The organism is Lelliottia sp. GFLA7, assembly GCF_056490165.1.
Genome location: NZ_JBWLAQ010000001.1, coordinates 840,879 through 856,719, shown reverse-complemented (window position 1 = coordinate 856,719; position 15,841 = coordinate 840,879). Strand labels below are relative to the sequence as shown.

At 55.0% G+C, this 15,841-nt stretch carries 16 protein-coding genes; 8 read left to right on the top strand and 8 right to left on the bottom strand.

All coding sequences use genetic code 11. The features are described 5' to 3' along the window. Positions 1 to 6: 6 nt before the first annotated feature. Positions 7 to 1,071 (top strand): sugar ABC transporter substrate-binding protein, encoded by a 1,065-nt coding sequence (locus tag AC07RN_RS04195; protein ID WP_012016538.1) that lies wholly within the window; start codon positions 7 to 9, stop codon positions 1,069 to 1,071. 113 nt (positions 1,072 to 1,184) lie between these two features. After that, a complete protein-coding gene (locus tag AC07RN_RS04190) occupies positions 1,185 to 2,429 on the top strand; it encodes an LVIVD repeat-containing protein (protein WP_478335637.1) in 1,245 nt (414 codons plus the stop codon). 628 nt (positions 2,430 to 3,057) lie between these two features. Here AC07RN_RS04190 and mtnK read toward each other — a convergent pair. Then, the gene (gene mtnK, locus AC07RN_RS04185; RefSeq protein WP_478335636.1) at positions 3,058 to 4,257 is read right to left on the bottom strand and encodes an S-methyl-5-thioribose kinase; all 1,200 of its coding nucleotides are present in this window, start codon (positions 4,255 to 4,257) and stop codon (positions 3,058 to 3,060) included. 104 nt (positions 4,258 to 4,361) lie between these two features. Here mtnK and mtnA point away from each other — a divergent pair, with 104 nt between their 5' ends. Continuing rightward, positions 4,362 to 5,390: an S-methyl-5-thioribose-1-phosphate isomerase gene (gene mtnA, locus AC07RN_RS04180; RefSeq protein WP_478335635.1), complete on the top strand. Its 1,029-nt coding sequence runs from the start codon at positions 4,362 to 4,364 to the stop codon at positions 5,388 to 5,390. A 317-nt stretch (positions 5,391 to 5,707) separates the two neighbouring features. Here the strand turns inward: mtnA and AC07RN_RS04175 are convergent, their stop codons facing one another. From AC07RN_RS04175 to AC07RN_RS04165, 3 genes are read right to left on the bottom strand one after another with little or no spacing between them, the layout of a single operon-like run. After that, positions 5,708 to 6,250: a 1,2-dihydroxy-3-keto-5-methylthiopentene dioxygenase gene (locus AC07RN_RS04175; protein ID WP_012016542.1), complete on the bottom strand. Its 543-nt coding sequence runs from the start codon at positions 6,248 to 6,250 to the stop codon at positions 5,708 to 5,710. After that, positions 6,247 to 6,936, bottom strand: coding sequence for an acireductone synthase (mtnC, locus tag AC07RN_RS04170; RefSeq protein ID WP_012016543.1), 690 nt, complete (start codon positions 6,934 to 6,936; stop codon positions 6,247 to 6,249). The genes AC07RN_RS04175 and mtnC overlap by 4 nt, the downstream gene beginning before the upstream one ends. Next, entirely contained in the window at positions 6,933 to 7,547 is a 615-nt protein-coding gene (locus tag AC07RN_RS04165) for a methylthioribulose 1-phosphate dehydratase (protein WP_478335634.1), read from the bottom strand. The genes mtnC and AC07RN_RS04165 overlap by 4 nt, the downstream gene beginning before the upstream one ends. Positions 7,548 to 7,671: 124 nt before the next feature. On the opposite strand from AC07RN_RS04165, the gene AC07RN_RS04160 reads away from it, so the two are divergent. The 3 genes from AC07RN_RS04160 (at position 7,672) to ahpF (ending at position 11,847) form a co-directional block, all read left to right on the top strand. After that, complete coding sequence (locus AC07RN_RS04160; RefSeq protein ID WP_478335633.1) at positions 7,672 to 8,832, top strand: pyridoxal phosphate-dependent aminotransferase; 1,161 nt, start codon at positions 7,672 to 7,674, stop codon at positions 8,830 to 8,832. Positions 8,833 to 9,208: 376 nt separating this feature from the next. Then, positions 9,209 to 9,772 (top strand): alkyl hydroperoxide reductase subunit C, encoded by a 564-nt coding sequence (ahpC, locus tag AC07RN_RS04155; RefSeq protein ID WP_012016546.1) that lies wholly within the window; start codon positions 9,209 to 9,211, stop codon positions 9,770 to 9,772. 509 nt (positions 9,773 to 10,281) lie between these two features. Further along, positions 10,282 to 11,847, top strand: coding sequence for an alkyl hydroperoxide reductase subunit F (ahpF, locus tag AC07RN_RS04150; protein ID WP_478335632.1), 1,566 nt, complete (start codon positions 10,282 to 10,284; stop codon positions 11,845 to 11,847). A 65-nt stretch (positions 11,848 to 11,912) separates the two neighbouring features. Here ahpF and uspG read toward each other — a convergent pair whose 3' ends face one another. The 3 genes from uspG to rnk all read right to left on the bottom strand — a co-directional run bounded on the left by uspG (position 11,913) and on the right by rnk (position 13,115). Beyond that, complete coding sequence (gene uspG, locus AC07RN_RS04145) at positions 11,913 to 12,341, bottom strand: universal stress protein UspG (RefSeq protein ID WP_235135071.1); 429 nt, start codon at positions 12,339 to 12,341, stop codon at positions 11,913 to 11,915. 135 nt (positions 12,342 to 12,476) lie between these two features. Further along, a complete protein-coding gene (yldA, locus tag AC07RN_RS04140) occupies positions 12,477 to 12,566 on the bottom strand; it encodes a small membrane protein YldA (RefSeq protein WP_328284161.1) in 90 nt (29 codons plus the stop codon). 138 nt (positions 12,567 to 12,704) lie between these two features. Further along, complete coding sequence (gene rnk / locus AC07RN_RS04135) at positions 12,705 to 13,115, bottom strand: nucleoside diphosphate kinase regulator (protein WP_012016549.1); 411 nt, start codon at positions 13,113 to 13,115, stop codon at positions 12,705 to 12,707. Positions 13,116 to 13,370: 255 nt separating this feature from the next. On the opposite strand from rnk, the gene AC07RN_RS04130 reads away from it, so the two are divergent. Together AC07RN_RS04130 and AC07RN_RS04125 are read left to right on the top strand one after the other, a co-directional pair. Next, positions 13,371 to 14,201, top strand: a complete 831-nt coding sequence (locus AC07RN_RS04130; protein ID WP_478335631.1) for an alpha/beta fold hydrolase — start codon at positions 13,371 to 13,373, stop codon at positions 14,199 to 14,201. 91 nt (positions 14,202 to 14,292) lie between these two features. Continuing rightward, entirely contained in the window at positions 14,293 to 14,916 is a 624-nt protein-coding gene (locus AC07RN_RS04125; RefSeq protein ID WP_012016551.1) for a flavin reductase family protein, read from the top strand. Between the two features lie 38 nt (positions 14,917 to 14,954). Here the strand turns inward: AC07RN_RS04125 and rna are convergent, their stop codons facing one another. Then, the gene (gene rna, locus AC07RN_RS04120; RefSeq protein ID WP_235135073.1) at positions 14,955 to 15,764 is read right to left on the bottom strand and encodes a ribonuclease I; all 810 of its coding nucleotides are present in this window, start codon (positions 15,762 to 15,764) and stop codon (positions 14,955 to 14,957) included. Positions 15,765 to 15,841: the final 77 nt, after the last annotated feature.

Sequence of the window (15,841 nt, the reverse complement as noted above, 5' to 3'; positions counted from 1 at the left end):
AACAAAATGAAAAAAATCGCACTCTCTTTGGTGGCGCTGGGTTTACTGAGTTCGTTGCCTGGCTACGCGGCAACGCCTGCGCCGGTTCCAGCGGCGATCGCTAACCATGAAGGCCCGATCCGCATCGCGGTGATCCGTAACCTGGGCTCCGATGACAACACCACGCAGTTTGTCTCGGGGGCGATTCAGGAAGGTAAAAAGCTCGGCTTTAAGGTCAGCACTTTTCTGAGTAACGGTGATGACGCTAAATTCCAGGACTTTGTAAATCAGGCGATCAGCCAGAAATATGACGGGATTATTTTGTCTCAGGGCCGCGACCCGTATTCCACCGCGCTGGTGAAAAAAGCCGTCGATGCGGGAATCAAAGTGGCAGTGTTTGATACTGCCGTTAACGGTGACATTCCCGGCGTGACGGTTACCCAGCAGGATGACGCGTCGCTGACCAATCTTTCGTTTGGCCAGTTGGCGAAAGATTTCAACGGCAAGGCCAATATCATCAAACTGTGGGTTGCCGGTTTCCCGCCGATGGAGCGCCGTCAGGCGGCGTATCAGGAACTGCAAAAGCAGTATCCGGGCATTAAAGAGCTGGAGTCTATCGGCGCAGTCTCTTCTGACGTGCAGGGCGATACGGCGAACAAAGTCGGCGCGGTGCTGGCGAAATATCCGAAAGGCCAGATCGACGCGATCTGGGGTACCTGGGATGCGTTTAGCCAGGGCGCGTATAAGGCGCTGAAAGAGAATGGCCGTACCGAAATCAAACTCTACAGCATCGATATTTCCAACCAGGATTTGCAGCTGATGCGTGAGTCCGGCAGCCCGTGGAAAGTGAGCGTGGCGGTGGATCCTAAGCTGATTGGTGCGACCAACGTGCGTCTGATCGCGAACAAAATTGCCGGTGAGACGACGCCTGCGACGTATGATTTTAAAGCGGCTGCCATTCCGCAGGCGCTGCTGGCGGCGCAACCGGGTGCGGTTAACGTAGCTTCCCTTGGCAAAATCATTCCAGGCTGGGGCCAGACCGAAGACTTTATCGCGCCATGGTTTGCGACGCTGGAAGCGAAAAATCATTAATAGTGCGGTGCGGTCTGATGCCCTCACCCCGGCCCTCTCCCACGGGAGAGGGGGAAAAGAATCACGCCCACCCTCTCACTGCGGGAGAGGGTAAAAATCAACAGGGACTTGATATGAACTCTTCATTACCCACCCCTGAATACAGCCGCAATATGCGGCTGATCGGCCATAGCGATCAGGGCGGTCGCCCGGACGGCGTTCAGCTGATGGTGCATCGCGGCTTTGCCTATATCGGTCATATGGTGTCGCAGGGGTTTTCGATTGTGGACGTGCGCGACCCGAAAAATCCAAAAGCAGCGGGCTATGTGCCTGCGCCGCCGGGCACCTGGAATGTGCATCTTCAGGCTCATGACGATCTCCTGCTGGTGATCAACGCCCGCGATCTATTTGCCGATGCGCGTTTTGCCGACGAAAAGGTTTATTACACCCGTGAGGTGGGTGAAACCGTCAGCGACGTGCAGGACAAAGGCTGGAGCGCAGGGCTGCGCATTTTTGATATTTCGACGCCAGATAAACCACGCGAAATCAGCTTCTTGTCACTCGACGGGATCGGCATTCACCGCATCTGGTACGTCGGCGGGCGCTGGGCCTATGTCTCAGCACTGATCGACGGGTTTACCGACTATATTTTCCTGACTATCGATCTGGCGGATCCGCGCAAACCCGAAGTGGCCGGACGCTGGTGGCTGCCGGGGATGAATCAGGCGCAAGGCGAAAAGCCTTCTTTCCCGGAAGGAAAACGCTATGCGCTGCATCACGCGATTATTGCCGGTGATACGGCCTACGGCAGCTGGCGCGATGGCGGTTTGACGCTGCTGGACGTGAAAGACCGCACGCAGCCGAAACTTATCAGCCATCGCAACTGGAGTCCGCCGTTTGGCGGCGGCACGCATACGGCGCTGCCGTTACCGGATCGCGATCTGCTGGTGGTGCTGGACGAAGCGGTGCTCGATAATCAGGAAGATGGCGAAAAGCTGATCTGGCTGTTTGATATTCGTGAGCCGTCGAATCCGGTCAGTATTTCCACGTTCCCACAGCCGGATGAACGGGATTACGTGGCGAAAGGCGCGCACTTCGGGCCGCATAATTTGCACGAAAATCGCCCCGGCAGCTTCATCAGCTCGACGCTGATTTTTGCGACCTATCAAAACGCTGGCGTGCGTGCGTATGATATTTCCAATCCTTATCGTCCTGTTGAAACCGGTGCGCTGGTGCCGGCGGCTCCCGCGAAAATGATGGATACCCGCCCGAACCGCCCGCAAGTGATTCAGTCTTGTGATGTGTTTGTGGATGCACAGGGCATTATTTACAGCACGGATTATAACGGCGGCTTGTCGGTGATTGAGTATTTGGGATGAGGGATCGCTAAAGCTTAAGTGCGCGCGTAAATTACCCCTCTCCATTCAGCGAGAGGGCCGGGGTGAGGCGGAGCAGGCGGCCCGGAGACAAGCTTTCTCCCTCTCCATTAGGGAGAGGGTCGAGGTGAGGGGGGAGCAGGCGGCTCTGACTTTCTCCCTCTCCATTTAGGGAGAGGGCTGGGGTGAGGGGGAGCAGGTGGCTCTGCCTTTCTCCCTCTCCATTTAGGGAGAGGGTTGGGGTGAGGGGGAGCAGGCGGTTCGCCGGTGTGTTCCGTTCACTTCATGATTTCTGCTGAGTTGAACAATTGCACTTGTGAACGTGTTAAGAGGGCTATCGCCGCCTCCTTAACAATCCCGGCTCCCGGCAAGAAAATCGCCGCTTCGCGGATTACTCGCCCCATCCATGGCGCTCGCCTCTTCGGGGCCAGCGAGAGCGCTGTTCAAAATTGCTCCCGGCAATTTTGTCTTCGTCTTATTCCCTTCGGCTTTCGGGGACGGGCGCTGTAACATCCCTGTAAATGCGCCCTCGTCGCGTCGCCCCGGCCTGCGGAAAACGATTCAGCGATTTACAGCCGGACCAGGGCATATCTAAAGGCATTGCTGTACAAGAAGGAAAAAATCCAAAGATTTAGCTGTACTGACGCACCCTTGCCACCAGCGCTTCTGCGCTATCAATCCGGTCGGCAATCACGATCAGCGCTTTGCCAAGCGTAATGGCGTGGCGCAGGCATTCGTGTCGCATCGCGTCGTCTTTGATGGTGTCGATATCCGCGACGTGCGACAGCCCCACGCTGCGGCGAATCAACTCCGTGCCGCAAAAACCAATCGCATCGGTCCAGACTTTTTTCAGGAACTGAGAGGCGTAGCCTGGCACCGACAGCGCGGCATCGCGGGTTTTCTCGGTCGCCAGCGCCTGGAAGCGTTCAGAAAAGGTATTCCACAGTTCCTGAATATCCGTCAGACGCTGCTCGCGCGCGGCCGCGGCATCGCGAATCCCCAAATGCCCCGGCAGGCCGCAGAAGTTCAGCAGCAGGTTGCCGATAGCCGTGCCGATATCAAAACCAATCGGACCGTAATATCCGAATTCGGCATCGATCGCTTTCAGGCTGTCCTCGGCGACAAAAATAGAGCCGCTGTGGATATCCCCGTGCAGAAGCGCTTCGGCCTGCGAAAAGAAACGGTGCTTCAACGACGCGACGGCAATTTTTAGCTGGTCGTCACTGCGCAGCGCGGCGACGTCAGCCTCCAGATCAGTCGGATAATTATTGCGCTCGTGAATCTGATACGGATCGTTGAAGAACAGGTCTTCAGTGATCTCGCACATTTCCGGGTTAATGTATTTTGCGACCTGCGCTTTTTTAGCGTGCGGATGCAGATAAAAATCGCTGGTGTGGAACAGCGTATGCGCCAGATATTCACCCAACTGGCGTGAGGCCTGCGGATAATACACGCCGCCAATCAGTTCGCCGCGCCAGATTTTATGGCTGGAGAGATCTTCCATCACCATCACCGCCAGTTCCGGGTCGTAATGATGGATTTTGACCGTGTGCTGTGGGCTGTGCTTGTAGTGTTCGACCAGCGTTTGCGCTTCGAGACGCGCGCGGTCCAGCGTTAATGGCCATGATTCACCGACGCAACGCACGTAAGGCAGCGCCTGCTTGACGATGATGCGGCTCACGCCTTGTGCGTCGAAAATTTTAAACACCAGATTGAGGTTTCCGTCGCCTATCTCCTGCGCCTCTACCAGCGATGATGGGTTATCGAGGCCGCCAAACTGCTTTGCATACTCCACGGCATCCTGGGCGGTAAAGGTACGGTATTGCGACATTGCGTGTTCCTCATGGGTTTGCTAATAAAGACATTTAGACGTCTATACATCTGAATTTTATCCTGACACAATGTGATACATCAACGCAACAGAGAATTAACGACATGCAGACATTACAGACGACCAGCCTGCGGGTGGCGGATAATCAGCTATTTATTCTCGATCAGCAGGCGCTTCCGCAGGAGAAACGCTGGCTGGATGCTTCCACCGTCGAAGCCCTGGTGGGGCACATTCACGCCCTGCGCGTGCGCGGCGCACCGCTGATCGGACTTTCTGCAAGCCTGCTGTTGGCGCTGTTAGCGGAAAACGGTCACAGCCGTGACCAACTGGCCGTGGCGCTGGACACGCTACGCGCTTCGCGCCCGACGGCGGTCAATCTGATGAACAATCTCGATCGCATGAAGCAGGCGCTTTGGCAGGAAGATTTTGTTCCGGCATTGGTGACGGAGGCGCTGCGCCTGATTGAGGAAGATAAGCAGCTCTGCGATGCGATTGCGCGGGCAGGAAGCCAACTGGTGAAACCGGGCAGCCGGTTGCTGACTCATTGCAATACCGGCGGGCTGGCGACGGCGGGCGTGGGGACAGCGCTGGGGGTGATTGCACACGCTTTTGCTGCGGGAAATGTCAGTAACGTCTGGGTGGATGAAACGCGTCCGCTGTTGCAGGGCGGCAGGCTGACGGCGTGGGAGCTGGGCGAGCTGGGCGTGCCGTATCAGCTGATCACCGATTCAATGGCTGCCAGCCTGATGGCGAAAGGGCAGGTCGATGCGGTGTGGGTCGGCGCGGATCGTATTGCTGCCAACGGCGACGTGGCGAACAAAATCGGCACCTATTCTCTGGCCGTGCTGGCAAAATTCCACGGTATTCCGTTTTATGTTGCCGCGCCGCAGACCACGCTGGATCCGCACTGTCCGAACGGGGAGGCGATCCCGATTGAACAGCGCGATGCGCGTGAAGTGACCGGCGTAGCGGGCAGTTTTGGTGCGGTGCAGTGGGCGCCTGAAAATGCGCAGGTGTATAACCCGGCGTTTGACGTGACGCCAGCGGCGCTGATCAGCGGTTGGGTGCTGGATACGGGCGTGGTATTGCCAGAAGCGGTGGAGCAGGGCGTGTTTAAGAGCAGCGCCGTTTGATGCCCTCACCCTAGCCCTCTCCCACGGGGAGAGGGAACAAACACTAAAACCGCAGCTTACCTTGACCCTTCCAGGGAAGAGGGAACAAACATTAAAATGGCAGTGCGGTCTGATGCCCTCACCCTGACCCTCTCCCACAGGGAGAGGGAACTAATACTAAAAACGGCAGCGTGGGCTGCCGTTTGTTTTTTTACGTTGTGATGTTTGATGCCCTCACCCCGGCCCTCTCCCACGGGAGAGGGGGCAAAGACTAAAAACGGCAGCTTTCGCATTTACCTTCTGCCGTTTTACATTCACCTTCTGCCATTTGCATTTACCTATGGCAGTCGCGGGTAGGCATCGGCGATGGCGTCGCCGGTAAACTGGGCTATCCAGCCTTCGGGATTATCGAAAATACGGATGGCGGTGAAGTTTGGCTCGGAGCCCATATCAAACCAGTGCGGTGTCCCCGCGGGCACTGAAATCAGATCGTTTTTCTCGCACAGCACCTGATAAACCTGGTCATCGATATGCAGGCAAAAAAGCCCTGCACCTTCCACGAAGAAGCGCACTTCGTCTTCGCCGTGGGTGTGTTCATTAAGGAATTTGGCACGCAGCGCCTCTTTCTGCGGATTGTCCGCGCGCAGGCTGATCACATCCCAGCTCTGATAGCCTTTTTCGGCAACCAGTTTGTCAATCGCGTGCTGATAAGCGTTGATCACTGTTTCCGCTGCCGGATCCTGACCCAAGTCGCGGTCGGCTTCCCAGCGCTCAAAGCGCACGCCGCGCGCGTTCAGCTTATCGGCAATCTCTGCGGCGTCGGTACTGTGCCACAGCGGCTCACGGGTTTCTGTTTCCGAATAAATGGTCAATGCACTCATGAAGGGATCTGCTCCGGATTTATCTCGTCAAATTGATGGACCTGATGGTGATGGCTTGCGCCGTCATCATCGCCGCGAATCAGCTGCAGGGTGCGAAAACCTGCCTGTTCAGCTGCGTCCAGCTCTTCATGAATATCCGAGAGGAACAGGATCTGCGAAGGCGATACGCCGATTTGCGCTGCAATGTTCTGATAAGACTGAACGTCGCGCTTGGCACCGACGCGGGTATCAAAATAGCCGCTGAACAGATGAGTAATATCACCTTCATCGCTGTAGCCAAATAACAGTTTCTGCGCGGCGACGGAGCCTGAGGAATAAACATAGAGATCAATGCCTTGTGCTTTCCATTTTTCAAGCGCGGGCAAAACGTCCGGGTAGAGCTGGCCGGTAAAATCACCGTTAACGTACCCGTCCTGCCAGATAATTCCCTGCAACGCCTTTAACGCCGTGGATTTACGATCTTCATCCATAAAGGTAAACAACGCGTCGACCAGCTCGCCAATAGTGGCGTGTGGTGCCGCGATTTCATCACGCAGGTTGTCCAGAATGGATTTCACCGGCTCGGCGTATTGCTGGGCGGTGACAAACGCCGCCAGTCGCTCACGCGCGTAGGGAAACAACACATTATGCACAAAACGAATATCGCTGGTGGTGCCTTCAATATCCGTCACAATCGCGCGAATCATATTTTCTCCAGTTGTCGTAAACGCATTTCGCATTCAAATAAGAATTCTAAACCTTCCAGATGACGGCGGGCTTCTGCCACATCGCGTCCCCAGCAGGTTAAGCCATGACCGCGCAGAAGAAAACCATAATTAAAGGGGCGTTCTTGCGCGTAGTGGGCGATTCGCGACGCGAGAGCATCAATATCCTGATCATTATCGAAAACCGGGATGGTCACCGTGTCCAGATGCGTGCTTTGTCCGGTGAGGGATTTTTGCATTTCAAACCCGCTGATACGCAGCTCTGTCTCTTTCACCAGGCGCGAGAGCACGGTGGCGTTGACGGTGTGAACGTGTAGTACCGCGTTGGCCTCGGGGAACAGGCGATAAATCAGCGCGTGTAACCCGGTTTCCGCCGAGGGTTTACGGCCAGACGGCGCGCGGTTGCTGGCGATGTCCACTTGCAGGAAATCGTCAATCGTCAGGCTGCCTTTGTCTTTGCCCGATTCGCTGAGCCAGCAAAAGGCGTCGTTCTGGCGAATCGACATATTTCCGCCGGTCGCGGGTGCCCAGCCTTTTGCGCCGATCCAGCGGCAGGCGTCGACCAGGTGCGTGAGTTGCAGGTTGTCTGTCATTTTCCTTTTCCCTCTGTCGGTCAGGAATATTGATATGATTTAGACGTCTAAGCGTCTTGATTGCCAAAGACTAACATCGTGTTATAGTGTCAGCAACATAAGTATTACACGCAGGCATGACACCATGAGCAATAACCCGTTGATTCCGAAAAGCAAACTTCCCAACCTTGGCACCACAATCTTCACGCAAATGAGTGCGTTGGCGCAGCAGCATAACGCCATTAACTTGTCGCAGGGATTTCCGGATTTTGACGGGCCAAAATATTTGCAGGAACGCCTGGCGTACCACGTAGCACAGGGCGCTAACCAGTATGCACCCATGACGGGCGCGCAGCCGCTGCGTGAAGCCATTGCCGATAAAACGCAGGAACTTTACGGCTACAAACCGGATGCCAGCAGCGATGTGACGGTCACGGCGGGAGCGACGGAAGCGTTATACGCGGCGATTACGGCATTGGTGAGAGCGGGCGATGAGGTGATTTGCTTTGACCCGAGCTACGACAGCTATGCGCCAGCGATTGAATTATCGGGCGGTGTGGTAAAACGCATTGCGCTCCAGCCGCCGCATTTTCGCCCGGACTGGCATGCATTTGCGGCGTTACTCAGCGACAAAACCCGGCTGGTGATCCTGAATACACCGCACAATCCGTCGGCCACGGTCTGGCGAAAAGCCGATTTTGCCGCGCTGTGGGAGGCGATCGCCGAACGCGAAATTTATGTTCTGAGCGATGAAGTTTACGAACATATTTGTTTTGCTGAAGAGGGGCACGCCAGCGTATTGGCGCATCCGCAGCTGCGCGAGCGTGCGATTGCCGTGTCGTCCTTCGGCAAAACCTATCACATGACCGGCTGGAAAGTGGGGTATTGCGTTGCGCCCGCTGCCATCAGCGCAGAACTGCGCAAAGTGCATCAGTATCTGACGTTTGCGGTAAATACCCCGGCGCAGCTGGCGCTGGCGGATATGCTTCGCGCCGAGCCGGAACACTACCGTGAGTTACCCGAATTCTATCGCGCGCGTCGTGACCTGTTTGTGAGCGCGTTAGGCGCCAGCCGTCTGGAGATTTTGCCGTGTGAAGGGACCTACTTTTTGCTGGCGGATTACAGCGCCATTTCGGATCTGGACGACGTGAGTTTTTGCCAATGGCTCACCAAAGAGGCGGGCGTGGCTGCCATTCCGTTATCGGTGTTTTGCGCCGATCCGTTCCCGCATAAACTGATTCGTCTCTGTTTTGCGAAGCAGGAATCGACGCTGTTAGCCGCGGCAGAGCGTCTGAATATGCTGTAACTGTTTGACGGTCCATGCTTCTGAATAACGATATTCGGTCATTCCTATCACAGCCATAGGCACGAATGCCGCTGCTGCGCATTGCCCAACGCCTGCGTGGGTGGTGTAATCACATCGCTGTAACGGATCGGCTAAGGTCCTGTAGAGCGCAACGCATCGCCAGTTCATCTGGCACTGAATCGACCTGCGGGACGTTCAGGTAACAGGGCCGCCCATTGAGGCGGCCTTTTTACGTTTTGCAGACCGAAAAGCAACGTTCAGCAAGTCATTGTCGGGTTGTAAGGTATCGCTGATTGATTTGATACGGCAAACGCATTGGCCCCATCAGATGAAGTTCGTTACCTTAGCTCTCAACGAAAACACGGAGGAAGTACAGATGTCCTTGATTAACACCAAAATTAAACCATTCAAAAACCAGGCGTTTAAAAACGGCGAATTCATCGAAGTGACCGAGAAAGACACCGAAGGCCGCTGGAGCGTGTTCTTCTTCTATCCGGCTGACTTCACCTTCGTTTGCCCGACCGAACTGGGCGACGTAGCAGATCATTACGACGAACTGCAGAAGCTGGGCGTGGACGTTTACTCTGTTTCCACTGACACCCACTTCACCCACAAAGCGTGGCACGGCAGTTCCGACACCATCGCGAAAATCAAATACGCGATGATCGGCGACCCGACTGGCGCCCTGACCCGTAACTTCGACAACATGCGTGAAGATGAAGGCCTGGCAGATCGTGCAACCTTCGTTGTTGACCCGCAGGGCATCATCCAGGCAATCGAAGTTACCGCTGAAGGTATCGGCCGTGATGCTTCTGACCTGCTGCGTAAAGTGAAAGCAGCTCAGTACGTTGCGTCTCACCCAGGCGAAGTGTGCCCGGCGAAATGGAAAGAGGGCGATGCGACCTTGGCTCCGTCTCTCGACCTGGTCGGCAAAATCTAATTTCCCGTCGTCTTTCGCGCCATAGCGGCGTTGGCGTCACCTGTTCACCCCGGTCACTGACTTGTGTCAGCTCCCGGGGATTCTCAGGCTAGCCGCCTTGCTCTGGCGCGAAATACTTAGGGAAATACAGTTTCTTTGGTTATTGCGCCATAGCGACGTTGGCGTCGCCTGTTCACCCCGGTCACTGACCTGTGTCAGCTCCCGGGGATTCTCAGGCTAGCCGCCTTGCTCTGGCGCAAAATACTTAGGGAAATACAGTTTCTTCGGTTATTGCGCCATAGCGGCGTTGGCGTCGCCTGTTCACCCCGGTCACTGACTTGTGTCAGCTCCCGGGGATTCTCAGGCTAGCCGCCTTACTCTGGCGCGAAATACTTAGGGAAATACATTTTCGGGTGCAAAATTTTGCACCCGATTTTCAAATTTCATTACGCAATCTCATTTAAGCCGCATCGCGGCGGTCGCCAATAAGAGGCGGCTTAAATGAGGAAGCGTAAAGCAGGAGATTAACGATGCTCGACACCAACATGAAAACCCAGCTCAAGGCCTACCTTGAGAAACTGACCAAACCTGTTGAGTTGATTGCCACGCTGGATGACAGCGCCAGATCGGCAGAAATCAAGGAACTGCTGGCGGAAATCGCCGAACTGTCACCAAAAGTGACCTTTAAAGAAGACAACAGCCTGGCGGTGCGTAAGCCGTCATTCCTGATTACCAATCCAGGTTCTGACCAAGGCCCGCGTTTTGCTGGTTCTCCGTTGGGGCACGAATTTACATCGCTGGTGCTGGCGCTGCTGTGGACCGGTGGTCATCCATCGAAAGAAGCCCAGACGCTGCTGGAGCAAATCCGCGATATCGACGGCGATTTCGAGTTTGAAACGTACTACTCGCTCTCATGCCATAACTGCCCGGACGTGGTGCAGGCTCTGAACCTGATGGCCGTGCTGAATCCGCGCATCAAACACACTGCGATTGACGGCGGCGTGTTCCAGAATGAAATCACCGAACGTAATGTGATGGGCGTTCCGGCGGTGTTTGTGAACGGGAAAGAGTTTGGTCAGGGCCGTATGACGCTGACCGAAATCGTGGCCAAAATTGATACCGGTGCGGAAAAACGCGCGGTGGAAGAGCTCAACAAGCGTGATGTTTACGACGTGCTGATTGTCGGTTCCGGCCCTGCGGGTGCTGCGGCAGCGGTGTACTCTGCACGTAAAGGGATTCGTACCGGCCTGATGGGTGAGCGCTTTGGCGGCCAGGTTCTGGATACCGTGGATATCGAAAACTACATTTCCGTGCCAAAAACCGAAGGCCAAAAGCTGGCGGGCGCACTGAAAGCGCATGTCGATGATTACGATGTCGATGTGATCGACAGCCAAAGCGCCAGCAAACTGGTTCCGGCTGTGACAGAAGGCGGTTTGCATCAGATTGAAACGGCTTCCGGTGCGGTACTAAAAGCGCGCAGCGTGATCATCGCGACGGGTGCGAAATGGCGCAACATGAACGTGCCGGGCGAAGATCAGTATCGCACCAAAGGCGTCACCTACTGTCCGCACTGCGACGGCCCGCTGTTTAAAGGCAAACGCGTGGCGGTGATCGGCGGTGGTAACTCCGGTGTGGAAGCGGCCATTGATCTGGCAGGACTGGTTGAGCACGTCACGCTGCTGGAATTTGCCCCTGAAATGAAAGCGGATCAGGTATTGCAGGATAAAGTCCGCAGCCTGAAAAACGTCGATATCGTCCTGAATGCGCAGACCACGGAAGTGAAAGGCGACGGCAGTAAAGTTACCGGTCTGGAATACCGTGACCGCGTGAGCGGTGATGTACACAACGTGGCGCTGTCAGGCATTTTCGTGCAGATCGGTTTGCTGCCAAACACCACCTGGCTGGAAGGGGCGATTGAGCGCAACCGCATGGGCGAAATCATGATTGATGCCAAATGCGAAACCAGCGTGAAAGGCGTTTTTGCGGCGGGCGACTGTACGACCGTGCCGTACAAACAGATTATCATCGCGACGGGCGAAGGGGCGAAAGCGTCACTCAGCGCGTTTGATTACCTGATTCGCACCAAAACAGCATAATAAAAGAAAGTAAGGCTTCACCTGCAAAAATAAAAACCCCGCGAAAGCGGGGTTTTTTATGCGCGTTATCTGACGACCAGCACCGGAATATGCGTGTGGCGGATGACGCTGGAGGCATTCGAACCCAGCAGGTGGGTAGAGATAGAAGGATTGCGCGAACCGATCACCACCACGTCGGCGTTGAGTTCATTCGCCATTTCGTTCACCGCGTCGCGAACGCTGCCAAACCGCACATGGGTTCTGATGCGCGCGGGATCGATGCTGAAATGTCCCACCATGGTTTGCAGGCGGGTTTCTGCTTCGCGTTGCAGATGCTCCTCAAAGCGGCGCACGTCAGCGGCGAAGCGATGCAAACTCAGGCTGGCAGAGCCTGGCAAGACGTGTAAAAGATGAATGATGCCGTCCTGCTGCGCCAGGAATTCTGCGTGGCGCACGGCCTTGTCGCTCAGTTCCATTTCAAAAACATCAACCGGCATAATGATTGTCTGATACATACCCGTTTCTCCTTGTTTATAAACACTGAAAACATTCAAACATAAAATATTATCTGTTTCTGATATCTGTCAGGCAGTTTTTCACGTTTTGGCGTTTATTGACTTAACTTTGCGGAGAAATGAGAGGAAGACGGTCTACCAGTGGCGTTCAAGATACAGCACGGCCGTGACGATAATCGCCAAAAAAATGAAATATACCAGCGTTATGCCCAATATCTCATTCATGACCGTCCCCGCGGCACTGAAACGGGTTAAGCCTGGATTAAGGGGATTTTACGCGCTATAGGACAAATGGGTGATTTTGCGGAAAGAGGATGCAGACGCATCCTCTGGGCAAAGCGGTTAACGCTTATTCAGATGGGATTAACGCAGGTAATCGCCGGCAGCTTCTGGCTGGTAGAGTAGTTCCAGCACTTCAAGGTGTGCAGAGGCGCCACCAGGCAGTTCCCAGTGAATGGTATCGCCCGTGCGCAGGCCAAGGAGCGCGGCGCCGACGGGGGCCAGAACAGAGAGCTGGGTGCTGCTGTCGGTCATCTGCGCAGGATAAACCAGCGTGCGGGTGTGCTCTTCACCGGAGGTGAGATCGCGGAATCTTACCTGGCTGTTCATGGTGACGACATCATGCGGCATCGACTCTGCCGTACACATCTGCGCGCGGTCCAGTTCGTCGTTCAGCGCATCGGCAATGGGCAGCGACGCGAACGCGGGTTTCTCCAGCAGACGGTCGATACGTTCTGCATCAAGTTCATTGATAATGATGGTGGGTCTGGACATTTATTACTCCATGTCTTTAGTGCTGCGTGTCGCGCAGAAACCAATCCAAAAGAAAACCCTCGCCGTATGGCAGCGAGGGTTTTATCTCTCCTGATGATACTGGCTGAACACCGAAGTTTGAAGTGATGAATGTCACATTCATCGCGCAGATGAATTTTTGGCGAAAAACGTGATCGTTCTCAGATTTGCAGTATGCTTTTTAAGCGCCCTTTTACGGGCGACGATCTGCACACGGTGTTCCATTCAGGAGATCTCATGAGCGATTACGACAAACTTACCTTGAAAGACGGCAGTTATTTGCATTTCAAAGACTGGGGCAGCGGGCAGCCCATTGTCTTTAGTCATGGCTGGCCGTTAACGGCTGATGCCTTTGAAGATCAAATGTTTTATCTGGGGTCGAAAGGATTTCGCGTGATCGCACACGATCGGCGTGGACACGGGCGTTCTGCCCAGACCTGGGACGGGAACCATATGGATCAGTACGCTGACGATCTGGCGGAACTGACCGCGCATCTGAATCTTAAGGATGCGGTGCATGTCGGCCATTCCACCGGCGGCGGTGAAGTGGCGCGCTATATTGGCCGGCACGGAACCGAACGGGTCGCAAAAGCCGTGCTGATTAGCGCGGTGACGCCGATTATGATCAAAACCGATTTCAACCCCAATGGGGTGCCGAAAGAGGTGTTTGATGGTATTCGGGAAGGCGTGGTTAACGACCGCGCAGCGTTCTTTTATGAACTGACAGCGGCCTTTTATGGCTATAACCGCACGGGCGCGAAAGAGTCTAAAGCGGTTCGTGAAAGCTTTGTCGAGCAAGGGCTTCAGGGATCGATTAAAGGGTTATATGACTGCATCAAAGCATTTTCGGAAACCGACCTGCGTGTCGATCTGAAAAAGATGACCATCCCGACGCTTGTGATCCACGGCGATGACGATCAAATCGTGCCGTTTGAAACCTGCGGAAAAGTGGCAGCGGAGATCCTGCCTGATTCCCAGCTCAAGGTGTACGAGGGCGGTTCGCACGGCATTTGCACCACGCATAAACACCAGATCAATGAAGACTTACTGAAATTTATTCAGTCATAATTTTTAACGGATTGCGCTACGCTGATTGTCCTGAATCAGGGGAATGAGCGAAGCGTAATTCGTGCCTGTCAAATTTCACGCAGAGAGTGCCATGTATTTCTATCAACCATCCCAGGGACACGGCCTGCCACACGATCCCTTAAATGCCATTGTCGGCCCCCGTCCTATCGGCTGGATTTCAAGCCAGGACAGCGAAGGGCGGCTCAATCTTGCCCCGTACAGCTTTTTTAATTGCTTCAACTATCGCCCGCCGATCATTGGTTTTTCCAGCAATGGCTGGAAAGACAGCGTGCAAAATATCGTTCAGACCGGTGAGTTCGTCTGGAATCTGGCCACGGTTGAACTGGCGCAGGCGATGAATGAAACCTCCGCCACGCTCCCGCATGAGGAAGACGAATTTTCCTTTTCCGGCTTAACGCCCGTCGCCAGCCAGCTGGTGAAAGCGCCGCGCGTGGCGGAAAGCCCGGTGAATTTTGAATGTCGTCTGTCACAGTGCATTCAGCTTACCGGCGCAGACGGTACGCCGATTGAAACCTGGCTGGTGCTGGGCGAAGTCGTCGGGGTTCATATCCGCGAAACGCTGCTGGAGGAGGGAATTTATCAGACTGCCAAAGCGAATCCGATTCTGCGCGCGGGTGGCCCAACCGCGTATTACTCGATAAGCGAAGCGCAGCGGTTTGACCTGGTGCGCCCGGATGCACGCAGCAGAGGCTGATTTTTTAACCCGGCACAGCGCCTGCGCCGGGTCAATTATCAGTAACCGACTTTATCGATGACGAACTGTTTGCCACAGTTGCCGGGATGCGGCTGCTCGGCAAACGACGCGGCAGACAGCGGAGCATTAATGGTCGCGGCGTTAAGGGAAATTTGCATCTCAGTCAGATAAGCGGGATTGCCGCTGCAGGTCAACTTAACGGCTTTGACTGACGCGTTGCCCCAGCTTTTCGCGATGGCGCGATCAATGGTTTTACGGCTGACCGTTTTGCCGTAGTTATCTGCCAGCACTTTGCCCAACTCGCTGGCTTTCACTTCCTGATTCATGCGCACCATGGTGCCAAAATAGGCATCCGGGTCAAAACCAAAGCACACGCCGTGCTTGGCGTATTCGTAGCGTTCCAGACAAGAGTTACCGCCCGCGCCGGGCATCACACCACTCAGTTTTGCCGCAGATTCCAGCGACAGGCCAGTTTCGGCGGCTGCACATTTGCGGTTACCTCTGGCCTCGGGCATGTTAGGAAGAGGGCGTGTGGCGCAGCCGAAGCGCATCCATCGGCGGTCGTCTACGCCCCGTGCAGAGATGGATTTTGGCAGGCTCGGCCAGAGGCCGTGAACCGTCAGGAAATCGGTTTTGGTTTTGCTCTCTTTTTGCAGACGACACTCGTCAGGCTCGTTGCGATCGCGCTCGTGCATGCTCTGGCAAAATCCTGTTTGCCACGACAGGGCAAGAACATAGCGATCAAAATCGGCGTACTGGGTGGCCTGTAGCGGGGCTGATTCTACGGAGAACGCGCACAGGGCGAGGGCCGCCGCACTGAATCGACTAACGATATCCTTCCTGAACATGTGAATTCCTGACGATTTAACGCAAATTAATTCCAGGAACTTATTAAAGCACAAAAAGCGCCCGAAGGCGCTTTTGA

What these genes read in the sequence shown, in the direction of transcription:
- mtnA (WP_478335635.1), top strand. Translation starts at nt 4,362, where the DNA reads ATGCAGACATTACAGACGACCAGCCTGCGGGTGGCGGATAATCAGCTA.
- mtnK (WP_478335636.1), bottom strand. Translation starts at nt 4,257, where the DNA reads ATGTCGCAATACCGTACCTTTACCGCCCAGGATGCCGTGGAGTATGCA.
- ahpF (WP_478335632.1), top strand. Translation starts at nt 10,282, where the DNA reads ATGCTCGACACCAACATGAAAACCCAGCTCAAGGCCTACCTTGAGAAA.
- AC07RN_RS04195 (WP_012016538.1), top strand. Translation starts at nt 7, where the DNA reads ATGAAAAAAATCGCACTCTCTTTGGTGGCGCTGGGTTTACTGAGTTCG.
- rna (WP_235135073.1), bottom strand. Translation starts at nt 15,764, where the DNA reads ATGTTCAGGAAGGATATCGTTAGTCGATTCAGTGCGGCGGCCCTCGCC.
- ahpC (WP_012016546.1), top strand. Translation starts at nt 9,209, where the DNA reads ATGTCCTTGATTAACACCAAAATTAAACCATTCAAAAACCAGGCGTTT.
- rnk (WP_012016549.1), bottom strand. Translation starts at nt 13,115, where the DNA reads ATGTCCAGACCCACCATCATTATCAATGAACTTGATGCAGAACGTATC.
- AC07RN_RS04160 (WP_478335633.1), top strand. Translation starts at nt 7,672, where the DNA reads ATGAGCAATAACCCGTTGATTCCGAAAAGCAAACTTCCCAACCTTGGC.
- AC07RN_RS04190 (WP_478335637.1), top strand. Translation starts at nt 1,185, where the DNA reads ATGAACTCTTCATTACCCACCCCTGAATACAGCCGCAATATGCGGCTG.
- AC07RN_RS04165 (WP_478335634.1), bottom strand. Translation starts at nt 7,547, where the DNA reads ATGACAGACAACCTGCAACTCACGCACCTGGTCGACGCCTGCCGCTGG.
- yldA (WP_328284161.1), bottom strand. Translation starts at nt 12,566, where the DNA reads ATGAATGAGATATTGGGCATAACGCTGGTATATTTCATTTTTTTGGCG.
- uspG (WP_235135071.1), bottom strand. Translation starts at nt 12,341, where the DNA reads ATGTATCAGACAATCATTATGCCGGTTGATGTTTTTGAAATGGAACTG.
- AC07RN_RS04175 (WP_012016542.1), bottom strand. Translation starts at nt 6,250, where the DNA reads ATGAGTGCATTGACCATTTATTCGGAAACAGAAACCCGTGAGCCGCTG.
- AC07RN_RS04125 (WP_012016551.1), top strand. Translation starts at nt 14,293, where the DNA reads ATGTATTTCTATCAACCATCCCAGGGACACGGCCTGCCACACGATCCC.
- AC07RN_RS04130 (WP_478335631.1), top strand. Translation starts at nt 13,371, where the DNA reads ATGAGCGATTACGACAAACTTACCTTGAAAGACGGCAGTTATTTGCAT.
- mtnC (WP_012016543.1), bottom strand. Translation starts at nt 6,936, where the DNA reads ATGATTCGCGCGATTGTGACGGATATTGAAGGCACCACCAGCGATATT.